At 58.3% G+C, this 13,941-nt stretch carries 14 protein-coding genes; 12 read left to right on the top strand and 2 right to left on the bottom strand.

All coding sequences use genetic code 11. The features are described 5' to 3' along the window. Positions 1 to 38 precede the first annotated feature (38 nt). From proC to VJ956_RS05030, 9 genes are all read left to right on the top strand, one after another. Positions 39 to 872, top strand: a complete 834-nt coding sequence (gene proC / locus VJ956_RS05070; protein WP_324082343.1) for a pyrroline-5-carboxylate reductase — start codon at positions 39 to 41, stop codon at positions 870 to 872. A 44-nt stretch (positions 873 to 916) separates the two neighbouring features. Continuing rightward, positions 917 to 1,498: a YggT family protein gene (locus VJ956_RS05065; protein WP_324082329.1), complete on the top strand. Its 582-nt coding sequence runs from the start codon at positions 917 to 919 to the stop codon at positions 1,496 to 1,498. A gap of 262 nt (positions 1,499 to 1,760) precedes the next feature. Next, the gene (locus VJ956_RS05060) at positions 1,761 to 3,737 is read left to right on the top strand and encodes a dynamin family protein (RefSeq protein WP_324082324.1); all 1,977 of its coding nucleotides are present in this window, start codon (positions 1,761 to 1,763) and stop codon (positions 3,735 to 3,737) included. A gap of 138 nt (positions 3,738 to 3,875) precedes the next feature. Continuing rightward, the gene (gene metX, locus VJ956_RS05055; protein WP_324082318.1) at positions 3,876 to 5,024 is read left to right on the top strand and encodes a homoserine O-succinyltransferase MetX; all 1,149 of its coding nucleotides are present in this window, start codon (positions 3,876 to 3,878) and stop codon (positions 5,022 to 5,024) included. Beyond that, complete coding sequence (gene metW, locus VJ956_RS05050) at positions 5,021 to 5,623, top strand: methionine biosynthesis protein MetW (RefSeq protein WP_324082311.1); 603 nt, start codon at positions 5,021 to 5,023, stop codon at positions 5,621 to 5,623. The genes metX and metW overlap by 4 nt, the downstream gene beginning before the upstream one ends. Before the next feature lie 19 nt (positions 5,624 to 5,642). Next, positions 5,643 to 6,089, top strand: a complete 447-nt coding sequence (locus tag VJ956_RS05045; RefSeq protein ID WP_324082304.1) for a DUF4426 domain-containing protein — start codon at positions 5,643 to 5,645, stop codon at positions 6,087 to 6,089. Positions 6,090 to 6,106: 17 nt separating this feature from the next. Then, positions 6,107 to 6,709, top strand: coding sequence for an RdgB/HAM1 family non-canonical purine NTP pyrophosphatase (rdgB, locus tag VJ956_RS05040; protein ID WP_324082297.1), 603 nt, complete (start codon positions 6,107 to 6,109; stop codon positions 6,707 to 6,709). Then, positions 6,706 to 7,851, top strand: coding sequence for a radical SAM family heme chaperone HemW (gene hemW / locus VJ956_RS05035; RefSeq protein WP_324082295.1), 1,146 nt, complete (start codon positions 6,706 to 6,708; stop codon positions 7,849 to 7,851). The genes rdgB and hemW overlap by 4 nt, the downstream gene beginning before the upstream one ends. Then, on the top strand, positions 7,851 to 8,378 hold the full coding sequence (locus VJ956_RS05030) for a hypothetical protein (RefSeq protein WP_324082293.1): 528 nt from the start codon (positions 7,851 to 7,853) through the stop codon (positions 8,376 to 8,378). Before hemW ends, VJ956_RS05030 begins: the two co-directional genes overlap by 1 nt. Before the next feature lie 208 nt (positions 8,379 to 8,586). Here the strand turns inward: VJ956_RS05030 and ttcA are convergent, their stop codons facing one another. Beyond that, entirely contained in the window at positions 8,587 to 9,504 is a 918-nt protein-coding gene (gene ttcA / locus VJ956_RS05025; RefSeq protein WP_324082291.1) for a tRNA 2-thiocytidine(32) synthetase TtcA, read from the bottom strand. 136 nt (positions 9,505 to 9,640) lie between these two features. Here ttcA and VJ956_RS05020 point away from each other — a divergent pair, with 136 nt between their 5' ends. The 3 genes from VJ956_RS05020 (at position 9,641) to VJ956_RS05010 (ending at position 12,964) form a co-directional block, all read left to right on the top strand. Next, a complete protein-coding gene (locus tag VJ956_RS05020; protein WP_324082290.1) occupies positions 9,641 to 10,303 on the top strand; it encodes a DNA-J related domain-containing protein in 663 nt (220 codons plus the stop codon). Positions 10,304 to 10,463: 160 nt separating this feature from the next. Continuing rightward, positions 10,464 to 11,498, top strand: coding sequence for a polysaccharide deacetylase family protein (locus VJ956_RS05015; RefSeq protein ID WP_324082288.1), 1,035 nt, complete (start codon positions 10,464 to 10,466; stop codon positions 11,496 to 11,498). A 98-nt stretch (positions 11,499 to 11,596) separates the two neighbouring features. Beyond that, a complete protein-coding gene (locus VJ956_RS05010; protein ID WP_324082285.1) occupies positions 11,597 to 12,964 on the top strand; it encodes a sodium:solute symporter family transporter in 1,368 nt (455 codons plus the stop codon). On the opposite strand, the gene VJ956_RS05005 is transcribed toward VJ956_RS05010, so the two are convergent. Next, positions 12,961 to 13,941, bottom strand: a complete 981-nt coding sequence (locus VJ956_RS05005; protein ID WP_324082283.1) for an AgmX/PglI C-terminal domain-containing protein — start codon at positions 13,939 to 13,941, stop codon at positions 12,961 to 12,963. The genes VJ956_RS05010 and VJ956_RS05005 overlap by 4 nt on opposite strands.

Below are 13,941 nucleotides of genomic sequence, written 5' to 3'. Positions count from 1 at the left end.
GGCTATCGGCCGCCATCAGTCACCAGCGGGAGTATACCTTGAGCACATCACCAACCATTTCATTCATCGGTGCGGGCAATATGGCAAGCGCCATCATCGGTGGCATGCTGGAGAGCGGCTTTGAGGCAGGTAAGATCTGGGTCAGTGCGCCTGATGACGGCCATCTGCAGTCAATCCGCAAAAAATTCGGAGTCAGCGTCACCACCGACAATCGCCACTGCGCCCAGCAGGCAGACATGGTCATACTTGCGGTCAAACCCCAGGTCATGCGGAACGTGTGTGTGGACATTGCCCCGGTTGTGCAGAACACCCGGCCCTTGATGGTATCGATCGCAGCAGGGCTTGCCGCTACCACGCTGGACCAATGGCTGGGCGGCGGCATGCCGATGGTCCGGGTGATGCCGAATACGCCATCGCTGGTGGGCAAAGGCGCAGCCGGCCTTTATGCCAATGATCAGGTCAAGGACAAACAGAAAACCATGGTGGAATCGGTGTTCAGCAGCATTGGATCAGCGCTCTGGGTCGAGGACGAATCGCTTCTGCACGCGGTCACCGCGCTTTCGGGTAGCGGCCCGGCCTATTTCTTCCTGATGCTGGAGGCGCTGGAGGAAGCCGCTACCGGTGCAGGCCTGCCTGCTGAGACCGCCAGAAAACTTGCCATTCAGACGATGGCCGGTGCCGCCGAAATGGCGGGTCGCAGCGAGCACGATCCCGGCCAGTTGAAGCGCAATGTGATGTCACCGGGAGGCACCACCGAGCAGGCAATCCATACTTTTGAAGATGGCGGCCTGCGCGAATTGGTGAAAAAGGCCTATTCCGCGGCCTATGACCGCTCCGGCGAGATGTCGAAAGAACTGGCAGCCAAACAGTAGCCTTGTAGCCAAAACAGTCACAACGTAACGGGAGACACAGCTTCATGCTGGCCGACATTCTGATTACCATCCTGCTTATTGCCTCCAGCTTTTACCTGACCATCGTACTGTTGAGGTTTCTGCTGCAACTGGCCCGGGCGGACTTCTACAATCCGATCACCCAGTTCGCGGTCAAGGCAACAAATCCGTTACTGCGACCGATCCGGCAGATCATTCCGGGATGGCGCAGCGTGGATGGGGCATCGCTGGTGCTTGCCGTTATCATTCAGGCCATCACCTTCTTCCTGATTCTGATCGCACTGAATGGCGGCGTGCCCAGCCTCAATCCGCTCACATTGCTGACATGGTCAGTGCTCAACGTGCTGGACCTGATTGTGACCATCTATTTCTGGTCCGTCATTGCCGTGGTCATAGTGAGCTGGATTGCCCCGGGCAGCAACCATCCGGCGATCCAGCTGGTCGCCCAGATCACCGAGCCGGTCATGCGACCGGTCCGTAACCTGATACCATCCCTGGGCGGCCTTGATCTGTCACCGATTATCGTCTTCCTGATCCTCAACGTGCTTCAGGTGGTAATCGACAATCTGCAGCGCAGCGCGGGCATGGGCGCCCTTGCAGGTATGTAAAAGATCGTAAAACGCCCGGAAATACGCTTTGTTACATTGCCAGCCTGAGCAGCCAGAATTCAAAGCGGCCAATTTATCTTATTGAATTGGCCGCATTTTTTATTATCAGCCAGCCACTATCCCGGAATTGCGGATTTACAGAAGGATTACAGACTTTTGATGAAAAATCCGTAACTCTGACTATATTTAAAACACTCTTTTAACCGGTCACAGATTCCAGGATCGTTGTCGTCGCCCGCTAGTCGCGCAGAGGGATTCTCAGATGAAAAACCAGAGTTCTCTCCAGGGCACTCTTTCACAGCAGGTTGAGGCCTACCACAGTTGGAAAAAGGAACTGATCCGGCAGATTGGCCGTTATCGCCTGTGGCTTCAGGACAATAACCTGTTTTCAGATGATGTCAGCAAACGTATCCGCCATGGTCTGGAGCTGCTGGTTGAAGACGAGCTCACCATTGCCTTTGTGGGCGAATATTCCCGGGGCAAAACCGAACTGATCAACGCGCTTTTCTTCGCGGAATATGGCCAGCGGATGCTGCCATCCCGTGCGGGGCGCACCACCATGTGCCCGACTGAGCTGTTTTTTGACCGCAACACCCACCAGAATTATCTGCTACTTCTGCCGATTGAAACCCGCACCAGCGGGCTTTCTCTGCAACAGCTCGGCAAACAGTCCGAGCAATGGATCAGGCATGAACTGGACGAGCATGATCCGGATGTCATGCGCGAGGTACTGGCAGAAGTTGCAAGAGTCAAGAGCATATCCACCGCTGAAGCCAACGACCTCGGCTTTGCCGAGGACATGCTGGAGAGCGATCGCTCCCGCCCCGGCCATGTGCTGGTTCCAGCCTGGCGCAACGCCCGGATCAGTATCCGTCACCCGATGTTCGAGCGCGGCCTGCGCATTCTGGATACCCCGGGCCTGAACGCCCTGGGTTCTGAACCGGAACTCACCATCAGCCTGCTGCCACGCGCTCACGCCATTGTATTTCTGCTCAGTGCGGACACCGGTGTGACCGCCAGCGACATGACGATCTGGACGGAACACATCGACACCGAACATGCCGACCACCGTGCCGGTCGCTTTGCAGTGCTGAACAAGATTGATGTGCTGTGGGACGACCTCCAGGGCGAGAAATACACCAGTGACGCCATCAGCCGGATCCGCAACTATACCGCCGACCACCTGGGCATAAGTGAAAGAGACGTAATCCCTCTGTCCGCCAAGCAGGGCCTGACCGCCCGGGTCAGAAAAGACGACGGACTGCTCGAGCGCTCCAACCTGGCCCAGCTTGAACAACTGATTATCAGGCGAATTCTGACCCACAAGGAACAACTGATTACCCAGAGCCTGATCAATGATCTGTTGGGCATGCTCCAGAATAGTCAGGCGGCCATGAGAACCCGGCTGGATTCCCTGAAGGAAGAAGTACAGGCCTGTTCCGGCACCACCGTTGATAAAAAGGCCCTGAAACGGCTGGCCGATCGTGCCCAGAAAGATTACGACTACTACTGCAGAAAGCTTATCACCCTGCGCTCCAGCCGCCGCCTGATGGAATCCCAGGGCGAGCCTCTGAAGCAGTTCGTCAGCGCAGAACGATTTGAAAACCACGCCCAGACCATTCGCAGCCAGATGGCCAGCAGCTGGACCACCGCCGGCATGAACCGCAGCATGGAGGATTTTTTCGAGCTTCTTGAAGTTGACCTCAACCACCTGATGAATGAGGGCAGGCTGGCCGAAAAAATGGTCAACGCCATCTATCGCCGTTATAACGAGGACAATCGCACGCGCCACCTGGAGGCTACCCCTTTACGCACAGGTCGCCACATTGTTGCCATTCGTGAACTACGCAAAAAAGCCCGGCGCTTCCGTATCAGCCCCACCAATCTGCTGACGGAGCAGTCCGCGCTGGTCAAGCGCTTCTTCAATGTCATCGTCAGTGAGGCCCGCACCCTGAATCAGCGGGTACGCGCGGAGGTTGAGCGCTGGCCGTCCGAAGCCATGCTGCCAATCCTGCAGTATTCCATGGAACAGAAGCAGTTGCTTGAACACCAGATCCGCCGCCTGCGTGATATGGCCCGTAGCGACCGCGATGGCAGGGCCGAGCGCGAGCGGCTACAGAATACCATCACCGACCTGCACCGACAGCTTGAACTGGCAGACGCCATGCATAAACAGATCCGCAAACCGGCGCCGACCATGCTTCAGCAAAAAGTTGTTAATATTTCCGGCGCCAGCTGATCAGGAAGCAAACGGCGGTTGCAGCCATGAAGAGCGGACTTTAAACTGGCCCGTTCGCAATGGCATTGGGAAATTGCCCATTTTTGCCGCCAATATTGATCTTCAGATGATGGACCCAACCAGGAACCTGTCGCGCCAATGTCCGAATCCCTGCCAACGGATTCTGTCGGGATAGTCACCCCACAGACACTGCATTTCGACACGCCCATCAGCCTGGCGTGCAATCGGACGCTGGATCAGTACAGCCTGGTTTACGAGACCTACGGTACCCTGAACGCCCAGGCCAGCAATGCGGTGCTGATCTGTCATGCCCTCAGCGGTCATCACCACGCCGCCGGTTTCCACAGTTCCGGAGACCGGAAACCGGGCTGGTGGGACAGTTGTATCGGTCCGGGCAAACCCATTGACACCAACCGGTTTTTCGTTGTCAGTGCCAACAACCTGGGCGGTTGTCATGGCAGCACCGGCCCCGGCAGCAACAATCCGGAAACCGGCAAACCCTACGGCCCGGATTTCCCCGTTATTACCGTGCGCGACTGGGTCAAATCACAGGCACTGCTTGCCGACCGGCTTGGCATCCAGTGCTGGTCTGCCGTGGTGGGCGGCTCGCTGGGTGGCATGCAGGCGCTGCAGTGGAGTCTGGACTACCCGGATCGCATCCGGCACGCCGCAGTGATTGCCTCCACGCCGAGGCTCAGTGCACAGAACATTGCCTTTAATGAAGTGGCAAGGCAGGCCATTACCTCCGATCCGGAGTTTTACGACGGCCATTATTACCAACACCACACCCTGCCCCGCCGTGGCCTGATGCTGGCCCGTATGGTCGGCCACATCACCTATCTTTCCGATGCCTCGATGGGGGAAAAATTCGGCCGCGAACTGCGGGACCAGGCCTACAAATTCGCCTTTGATGCTGAATTCCAGGTGGAAAGCTACCTGCGCTATCAGGGCGAGCGTTTCTCCGAAACCTTTGACGCCAACACTTACCTGCTGATGACCAAGGCCCTGGATTATTTCGACCCGGCCCACGAGTATGATAATGACCTTGCCAAGGCGCTGCGCAAGGCCCGCTGCGAATTTCTGGTGCTGTCTTTCAGCACTGACTGGCGTTTCACTCCGGCGCGGTCGGAAGAACTGGTCAGCGCCATGATCTCGGCACGCAAAAGAGTCAGCTATGCCGAAATCGATGCGCCCTGGGGGCATGATGGATTTCTGATTCCCACACCCCGCTACAATGCCGTGTTCCGGGCTTACATGGACCGGGTAGCCCGGGAGGTAGGGGCATGAGAACCGACCTGAAAATCATCGAGCAGTGGATCGCCCCGGGCAGCCACGTGCTGGACCTGGGCTGTGGCGACGGCACCCTGCTGGACTGTCTGCAGCGGGAAAAACAGGTCACCGGTTTTGGTCTGGAGATCCACCACGATCACATTACCACCTGCATGGGCCGCGGGGTATCAGTCATCGAGCAGAATCTGGACACTCAGGGTCTGGGCAATTTTGAGGATCGTACCTTCGATACGGTATTGATGACACAGGCGCTGCAGGCGGTTCGGCGCCCCGATCTGGTACTGGACGAAATGATGAGGGTGGGCCGCGAAGGCATTGTAACCTTCCCCAACTTCGCCTACTGGAAACTGCGCTGGTTCCTGATTCGCCGAGGCCGCATGCCCGAATCAGAAACTCTCCCCTATAAATGGTATAACACTCCCAACATCCACCTATGCACTTTCAAGGATTTTGAAGCGCTCTGCTACCGCAAGGGCTTTATGATTCTGAACCGCACGGTCGTGGACGGCGAACATCAGGATCACTGGTTCAGCCGACTCTGGCCTAATATGTTGGGACAGATAGCCATTTACCGAATCACCCGGAAAGACGGATAAACCCAGAGGAGCGTCAACCATGAAACCAAACAACATCCGCCAGTTGCTGACCGTCGTTATCCTGCTGCTGGTCGCCAGTACCAGCCAGGCGGGATCCAAGGATTTTGGCGAGTACGTTGTGCAGTGGAGCGTGTTTCCAAGCACTTTCCTTACCCCCGAAGTCGCCAAAGAAAACGACCTTAACCGAAGCCGGGGTATCGGTGTGGTCAATATCGTCATCATGTCTGCGGCAGAAGACGGTGGCATGGATACTGTTTCCGGCCAGGTCGAGGGCAAGGTACTGAATGAGGTTCAACAGCCCACCTTTCTGGCTTTTCGACGCATTCAGGAAGGCGATGCCGTGTATTTTATCGCCGAGTATCAGTACTCGAACGCCGAGCTTATGACCTTTGAAATCACCGCCCGGCCTACCGGCGGTCAGAGCGACCTGCCTGTGCGCTTCTCCCACACGCTGTTCAACGAATAATCAGCTGATCAGTCTTTATGAGCCAGGATAACCGGCTGGTTATTGCCAGCAACAACCGCGGGAAAATTGCCGAGCTGGGGACTCTGCTGGCGCCCCTTGGCCTTACACCGGTGGCTCAGGGAGAGCTGGGGGTCAGTGAGGCGGAAGAACCCGCCGTCACCTTCGTCGAGAACGCCATTATCAAGGCCCGGCACGCCTCCAGAGCGACCGGATTGCCGGCTCTGGCAGACGATTCCGGGCTGGCAGTAGATGCCCTGGGCGGCAGACCCGGTGTGCGCTCGGCGCGGTTTGCAGGCGACGCCGCGACAGATCAGGACAATATCGACGCCCTGCTGGTGGCCCTGAAAGGCATTCCGCCGGCAGAGCGAAGCGCCCAGTTTCACTGCGTGCTTGTTTACCTGCGCCATGCCAATGACCCCACACCGGTTATCTGCCATGGCTGCTGGCCCGGCCGGATTCTGGAACAGCCGCGCGGTGATGGCGGCTTTGGCTATGACCCGGTGTTCCTCGCGCCGGAAACCGGCACCAGCGCGGCAGAAATGACACCTGAAGAGAAAGCACGCATCAGCCACCGCGGCCTTGCGCTGGAACTTCTGATCGATCAACTGGGCGCCCATTGACCCATTCCCCTGTTCTGGCCAGGCCCCCTCTCAGCCTGTACCTGCACATGCCCTGGTGCGTGAAAAAGTGCCCCTACTGTGATTTCAACTCCCACGCTCTGGTGGGCGCCATTCCGGAACAGGCCTACCTGGACGCCATATTTGAAGATCTGGAGCAGGACCTTTACCTGATCCGGAATCGTGCAATAGAGACCGTTTTCATTGGCGGTGGAACACCCTCACTTATGTCGCCAGAGTTCTACTTCCGGCTCTTTGACGGGCTCGGCCAGCGCCTGACTCTGGCCAGCGACGCCGAGATTACCCTGGAAGCCAATCCAGGTACCGTCGAACAGGCACGATTCGACGGTTTTCGGGCCGCCGGAATTAACCGGCTTTCACTGGGCATTCAGAGTTTCCAGCCCCGTCAACTGCAAGCACTGGGGCGGATTCATGATGACAAGGCCGCCCATCAGGCCATTGCGGCGTCGCGCAAGGCGGGCTTCGACAACTTCAACCTGGACCTGATGCACGGCCTGCCCGACCAGACGCCAGAGGAAGCTGTTGCGGATCTTGAGGCCGCGATTGCCTGGGAACCGCCGCATGTGTCCTGGTACCAGCTCACTCTGGAACCCAACACCGAATTCTACCGGCGCCCGCCGGACCTGCCCGACGACGACCGGCTCTGGGAGATATACTGTCGGGGAGCCGACCTGCTTCGCCGCCACGGCTATGTGGACTATGAAGTCTCCGCGTGGAGCCAGCCAGGGGCCGCCTCCAGCCACAACCTCAACTACTGGACCTTTGGTGACTATCTGGCCCTCGGTGCCGGGGCCCACGGCAAGGTAACGCAGGCGGATGGGCAGGTCCGGCGTTTCTGGAAAACCCGCCAGCCCGAAGCCTATCTGAAACGCATTGGCAGCCGCACGGCAGGCTATCAAATGGTGGAAACCGGCGAGCTTCCGCTGGAATTCATGATGAACGCACTGCGGCTAAGCGCCGGCGTGTCGGAAAAACTGTTCACAGAGCGTACAGGTTTACCCCTGAGCCTGGTTAAGGTAAAACTTGATTCATTGCGAAAGGATCGCCTGCTGGAGCGTGACCGGCTTCAGGCTACGGAGCTTGGCCAGCGCTACCTGAACAGCCTGCTGGAGCGCTTTTTATAATGTTAATGCCAGGTTCTGACTTCCCGAAAGCCCTCGCTCTTGGCTTGCTGGCCAGCCTGAGCCTGTTTATTGCCCTGCTGCTGATCAATGAGCCGCTGCAGACAAGCGCTGCGCCCAAAGGCATTGTCAGTTTCCAGATGGCAGGCACCCTGGACCATGCCTCGGAAATTCTGAAAAGTTGGGACAGCAGTGCAGTCGCCTCTGCCCGGACATCACTCTGGCTGGATTTTGCATTCGCAGGTGCTTACGTTCTGACGCTGTTGCTGCTTACCATACACCTGTCCCGGGACCGGCCGGGAAGGCGGGCGCGTGCCGTGTCACGGTGGGTAAGAGGCCTGTTTATCGCGGCCGGCGCTGCCGATGTGGCGGAGAATATTCTGTTGCTGAACAATCTGGATTCCCCCAATGAGGCCACGAGTCTGGCGGCCGCCCTTTGTGCGCTGGCAAAATTCACCGGCCTGATTCTGGGTCTGGCGGGGCTGGTGATTCTCCGGGCAGCCCGGCGTCATGGGCTACACCGTCGCTGAGCGATACACTTACTAATGAGTAGGAAGGTAGGCGGACACGTCTATTCAGGACCGTATGCAGCAGGGATGCTGCATCCGAGACTACATGGATGTATTAACGGCGTGTCCTGAATGGACGTGTCCGCCTACTTTCCTACTCATTAGTAAGCGCACAGGGACGTATTCACAGCGTGTTCTGGAAAGACCTGTCCGCTTACTTGCACACGGATTAGTACACGTTCAGAACGTCAAGCCGGCCATAGTCAATGTGCTCTGGCTCCGCTTTACCAACAGCCTCCACCGATCCGCCAGTCTTACGCTCTCCCTGCCGGAAATCGTAAAGCGAGCTGTCCGCCAGGTGGGAAGGCTCGACATTGCACAGGGCGCGAAACATGGTTTCCAGCCGACCCGGATGCTGCTTGTCCCAGAGCTGGAACATATCCTTGATGACCTGGCGCTGGAGGTTTTCCTGGGATCCGCACAGATTGCACGGAATAATCGGGAACTCTTTCATACCGGCATAGCGGGCAAGGTCTTTCTCACGACAATAGGCCAGCGGACGAATCACCGTATTGCGCCCGTCGTCACTGTGCAGTACCGGGGGCATCGACTTCAGCTTGCCGCCGTAAAACATGTTCAGGAAAAGTGTTTCCAGCAGATCATCACGGTGATGCCCCAGCGCGATCTTGGTTACGCCATTGGCCTCGGCAAAATTGTAGAGAATGCCCCGGCGCAGCCGTGAACAAAGGCCACAGGTGGTTTTGCCTTGCGGGATCTTGTCCTTGACGATGCTGTAAGTGTCTTTCTCAACGATATGATATTCAATGCCAAGCGCTGACAGGTAGTCCGGCAGCACCTGCTCAGGAAAACCCGGCTGCTTCTGATCCAGGTTGACCGCGATCAGCTCGAAGTCCACGGGCGCGCTTTTCTGCAGGCCTAGCAGAATATCCAGCATGGCATAGGAATCTTTCCCGCCACTGAGGCAGCACATGACTTTGTCGCCCGCCTCGATCATGGAAAAATCCGCGATAGCCTGTCCGGTTTCACGGCGCAGGCGCTTCTGCAGTTTATTGAATTCGCGCTTTTGTTTGCGCTCTGCCTCGGAAAAGGCGGCGGAATCGAACTTGGCGGTCACGGCATCAGGCATACGCTATCATTCACCGGGTTGGACGTTGTCAGGGCTATAGCGACGGAATTATACGCCTGCAATCGAACGGAACAAAACCAGGGGTAGGCAGCCTGCCGGCCTTTCCTGATCGTGTCAGGTCGCTTAGGATAGGGCCATGAACGAATTTCAGGACTCGTCCGGGCAGCAGATCAACCAGGATATCAGTAACCAGTCGCAGCCTGGATCGCAGGTGCCTCACCTGGCCGTTGCTATCGAACGGATTCTTCGTGAAAACCCGCAGGGAATCAGCGAACTGGGCCTGATCAAGGCGCTTCAGCGTCCGCCCTGGGAATTGATTGGTCCGGTCAACTACGCCGAGCCGGACCAACTCTATCCCGTCCATTTCCTGATTTTCCATGTGCTTTACGGCCTTCGGGATCAACTTGCCCAGGCCGGAGAAACGGTCAGTATTTCACCACTACAGATCCAGCTATCCACTCAGAATATTGTCAGCGGCACCGGCCCGGTTGCCGAAGTGGATGCACTTCGGGCCTTCTATCTGGACCTGTCCGGATACCAGTTACCGAAGGCGGCTATTCTCGCCATGATGGATGATTTCTGGGCCGGACGTCACGGGCGCCGGCCGGCAATGAGCGAGGCTCTGGACGCCGCCAGCGTGCTTGGCTTCGATGACATACCCACCACCTTTAACGAGGTAAAATACCGGTTCCGCCGGGCGGTAATGCAGTCACATCCGGATCGCGGCGGTGAAACCGGAACCATTCAGGAGCTTAACAGCGCCTTCAGTGTTCTCAAGGCGCATTTTCAGGATTACTAATGGATAACAAAGTAAGCGGACAGGTCTTTCCAGAACCGTCCGGAGCCAGGGATGGCGGAGGCCGAGCGTACAGGGACGTATTCACAGCGTGTTCTGGAAAGACCTGTCCGCTTACTTACGCACGGATTAATAAACCGGCAAAGCAGACCCAGGAGTCACCATGATCAGACCCTCAAGCTTACCCCTGATGTTCGCAGGCCTTATGGCCGGGGCCGTCTCGCCTGCTGTCGCCGACCTGGTGGTATTGCAGTACCACCACGTCAGTGATTCCACACCACCATCTACCAGCACCACGGTGTCACTTTTTGAAGACCAGCTGGATATGATCGGGGAACTGGGGCTGGAGGTGGTGCCGCTTGAGTCCGGAACCCGCCAGGCCCTGGCAGGCGAGCTGGACACGAAACAGCAGATCGCCATCACCTTCGACGATGCCTATGATTCTGTCTATCACACAGCCGCGCCCCTGCTTGCAGAAAAGGGTTTCCCCTACACCGTATTCGTGAATACCGACGGCATTGGCGGCAGAGGCTATATGACCTGGGATCAACTGAAAGAGTTTGCTGCGGACCCACTTGTCACCATAGCCAATCACAGCAAGGATCACGACCATATGGTTCAACGCCCGGGAGAAGACACCGATGACTGGCGGGAAAGAATCAGGATCAACCTGGACGGTGCCCAGAGTGTTCTGAAAGCAAAACTGGGCACCGATACCCCCATGTTCGCCTACCCTTACGGCGAATTCAGCCGGGCAGTCGAAGCCATGGTTGATGACCGGGGCTGGTATGGATACGGGCAACAGTCCGGGGCGGTCGGTTCCCATTCCCATGATACAAGAATGCCCCGCTTTCCCGTGGCCGACGCTTACGGCCAGCTGGACAACCTGAAGCCCAAGCTGACCAGCAGGGCCTTTCCGGTAGCCGCAGAAAAGTTACCCGACGGGGTAATAAACGAAAACCCGCCCACCCTGAGTTTTGTGCTACCCGAGTCAATGGATGCAGCCCGGTTAAACTGCTTCGCGTCGGGCCAGGGACGGGTTGATTTCGCGGTAGACAGCGACGGCCGGTTTACCCTGACCGCACCGGAACCGTTCAACAGCCGCCGCTTTCGGTACAACTGCACCTATCCTGCCGGCAACGGCACTTTTTACTGGCTGTCACAACAGTGGCTGGACCTGAGCAGGCCGGAAGACTGAGGGCGGTGGTCAGTTACTGATCAGCGAAAAAGTAAGCGACAGGTCTTTGCAAAACACGCTGTTAATACTTCAACACACCGGTGCCGGAGAAACCCTGAATGCTCTATACCACCATCGCTGCCCTGACCGCCGCACTGCTGCTTTTTGCCTGGCTGGGCATGAGAGCCAGGCTTGCCAGTGGCGGGCTGGACGATTTTATTACCGCGCGCAACTCCCAGGGCTCCCGGGCCCTGGGGCTGTCTTTCCTGGCGTCGGGCATGGGCGGCTGGATCCTGTTTGCACCGCCGGAGATCGGCGCCCTGGTTGGCCCCCTTGCACTGGCGGGCTACGCCATTGGTGCTGCGCTTCCGTTTATCGTATTCGGACTCTGTGGGCCCGCTGTGCGTCGTTACCTGCCGCAGGGACGAAGCATCGGGGAATTTGCCCAGGCCCGTTATGGCAACGCCGTCCGGCGCTACGTCGCGCTGATTTCTGTGCTTTATATGCTCTGTTTTCTGACCGCAGAGCTGACCGCCATTGGCGCGATTACCTCCTTACTGTCGGATGTCAATGGCAATCTTGCGGTGCTCGGTGTTGCCGTCACTACCCTGGCTTACACTGCCTGGGGCGGTCTGCGCGCCAGCATCGTTACCGATCAGTGGCAGGCGGCACTGTTGATTGCGCTTCTCGGCATTGTCGGTTTCGCCGTCGCCGGTTATCTGCCGGAACTGAAGCCCTCAGCCATGCCAGGCGCACCCGTTGGCAGTGCGGTCAGTGTCGCAATCACCCTGATAATCGCAGTAACGGCCGCCAATCTGTTCCATCAGGGGTACTGGCAGCGGCTCTGGTCCGCCCGTGATACCCGCGCCCTGCGAACCGGGGCTTTGATCGGCGGCCTGGCAACCGTCATGGTGGTTGCCGTGGTGGGAAGCTTCGGTATCGTCGCCGCGATGACTGGCGTAAACCTGGGAACCCCACCCATTCCCTTCTTCGCGCTGCTGGCAGATGCGTCCGGATGGCTGGCACTGCCGGCACTGGTTCTGGCGCTGACACTGGTTGCCTCTTCCGTCGACACCCTCCAGAACGCCTTCGCGTCGCTGGCGGTGACTGAAAAGCAGGGCCTTTCCCTGGCGGCTGCTCGCTGGATTACGCTGATTCTGATGGTGCCGGTGGTGCTGGTAGCGTTGCAGGGGATTTCTGTACTGAGACTGTTTCTGATTGCGGACCTGCTGTGCGCGACAGCGATTGTGCCGGTGCTGATGGGGCTCTGGCGGCGGATGACAACCCGGGCGGCCGTTTGCGGCGGTCTGGCCGGGCTGACTGGCGCGGTCGTCCCCGGATGGATTTCCGGGGGCAGCCTGCTGGCAGGCCTTGAGGCTGCCAGTTTTCCCGGGGCAATTCCTACCCTGTGGCCCTTCGTCGGCGCATTGACCGCTTCCGCCCTGGTCAGCCTGCTACTGGCGGTCCTTGCCGGAAACCGGGATTAGCCGGGCAGCAGTTCTATGGGGTAGCGGATCGTCATTTTCTCGACCCCGGGTCGCTCGCCGAAGTTCACCAGGCGCAGGCGATTGCAGATCTTCTGCTCCAGGCCGGGCTCATCGACGGTCGATACCACCACGTTACAACTTGAAACAGCGCCGCTTTCCTCGATCACCAGTTCCGGCGTGATATTGCCCTGCAGCGAAGGCTGGCGCCGCAGTTCCCGGTAATAGATGCTGAGAATCACCGACTTGTTCTGATCCAGCGTCCGTTCGACCGCCTCGCGGGTGCGCTGCTGTTTTTCGGCCTCACGTTTGCGCTCAGAGGTACGCGCCTCGGCGACAATTTCCTCGGCCTGCTCCACTTCCACGCGCTGGCGCTCGGCCAGGGCAATCTGTTTGCTCTCCTGCTGAAGCTGCGATTCATCAACGCCGGAGCTGCGTCCGCTGTCGGCACGCTGCGCCAGGGTATCGCCGCTGGTCCTGGCAATCGGCTCGGCAGTTATCGTAGATGGTACATCGAGTTTGACGGACTCACCCAGAGTCGACAGCTTTGAGAGCTCGTCGCCCATGGCAAGAATACCGGTGCTCCTGGCCTTTTCACGGGCTTTTTCCACATCCTCCGCGGTCGGCTCAGGGGTTTCTGCTACTTCCGGTTCTGGCTCCGGCTCCGGTTCTGGTTCAGGCTCGGGAGGCGCAGGCTCCGGTTCTGCCACTTCCGGCTCATCGGGCTCCGGTTCAGGTTCCGGCTCGGGTTCCTCGGGCTCCGGAGGTGGCGGTGGAGGCGGCTCCTGTTCAACCACCAGGCGGGCCAGTTGCGGCGGCAGCGCTTCGCGCTCCTCACGCTCAATTTCGGGAAGTTCGACCCAGCTTACGTAGCTGGCTACCAGCACGAACAGCGGTACCAACAGTATCGAAACTGCAAGCAGCCGCTTACGCTCGCTTTTTTCCCGGTTCCAGGGCAATCCCGGACGATACTGAGACAC

The organism is Marinobacter sp. (assembly GCF_035268745.1).
Taxonomy (GTDB): domain Bacteria; phylum Pseudomonadota; class Gammaproteobacteria; order Pseudomonadales; family Oleiphilaceae; genus Marinobacter.
The sequence above is the reverse complement of the archived record's forward strand: the minus strand, read 5'-3'. Positions and strand labels throughout refer to the sequence as shown.

What these genes read in the sequence shown, in the direction of transcription:
- VJ956_RS05065 (WP_324082329.1), top strand. Translation starts at nt 917, where the DNA reads ATGCTGGCCGACATTCTGATTACCATCCTGCTTATTGCCTCCAGCTTT.
- VJ956_RS05060 (WP_324082324.1), top strand. Translation starts at nt 1,761, where the DNA reads ATGAAAAACCAGAGTTCTCTCCAGGGCACTCTTTCACAGCAGGTTGAG.
- metX (WP_324082318.1), top strand. Translation starts at nt 3,876, where the DNA reads ATGTCCGAATCCCTGCCAACGGATTCTGTCGGGATAGTCACCCCACAG.
- metW (WP_324082311.1), top strand. Translation starts at nt 5,021, where the DNA reads ATGAGAACCGACCTGAAAATCATCGAGCAGTGGATCGCCCCGGGCAGC.
- VJ956_RS05045 (WP_324082304.1), top strand. Translation starts at nt 5,643, where the DNA reads ATGAAACCAAACAACATCCGCCAGTTGCTGACCGTCGTTATCCTGCTG.
- rdgB (WP_324082297.1), top strand. Translation starts at nt 6,107, where the DNA reads ATGAGCCAGGATAACCGGCTGGTTATTGCCAGCAACAACCGCGGGAAA.
- VJ956_RS05030 (WP_324082293.1), top strand. Translation starts at nt 7,851, where the DNA reads ATGTTAATGCCAGGTTCTGACTTCCCGAAAGCCCTCGCTCTTGGCTTG.
- ttcA (WP_324082291.1), bottom strand. Translation starts at nt 9,504, where the DNA reads ATGCCTGATGCCGTGACCGCCAAGTTCGATTCCGCCGCCTTTTCCGAG.
- VJ956_RS05020 (WP_324082290.1), top strand. Translation starts at nt 9,641, where the DNA reads ATGAACGAATTTCAGGACTCGTCCGGGCAGCAGATCAACCAGGATATC.
- VJ956_RS05015 (WP_324082288.1), top strand. Translation starts at nt 10,464, where the DNA reads ATGATCAGACCCTCAAGCTTACCCCTGATGTTCGCAGGCCTTATGGCC.
- VJ956_RS05010 (WP_324082285.1), top strand. Translation starts at nt 11,597, where the DNA reads ATGCTCTATACCACCATCGCTGCCCTGACCGCCGCACTGCTGCTTTTT.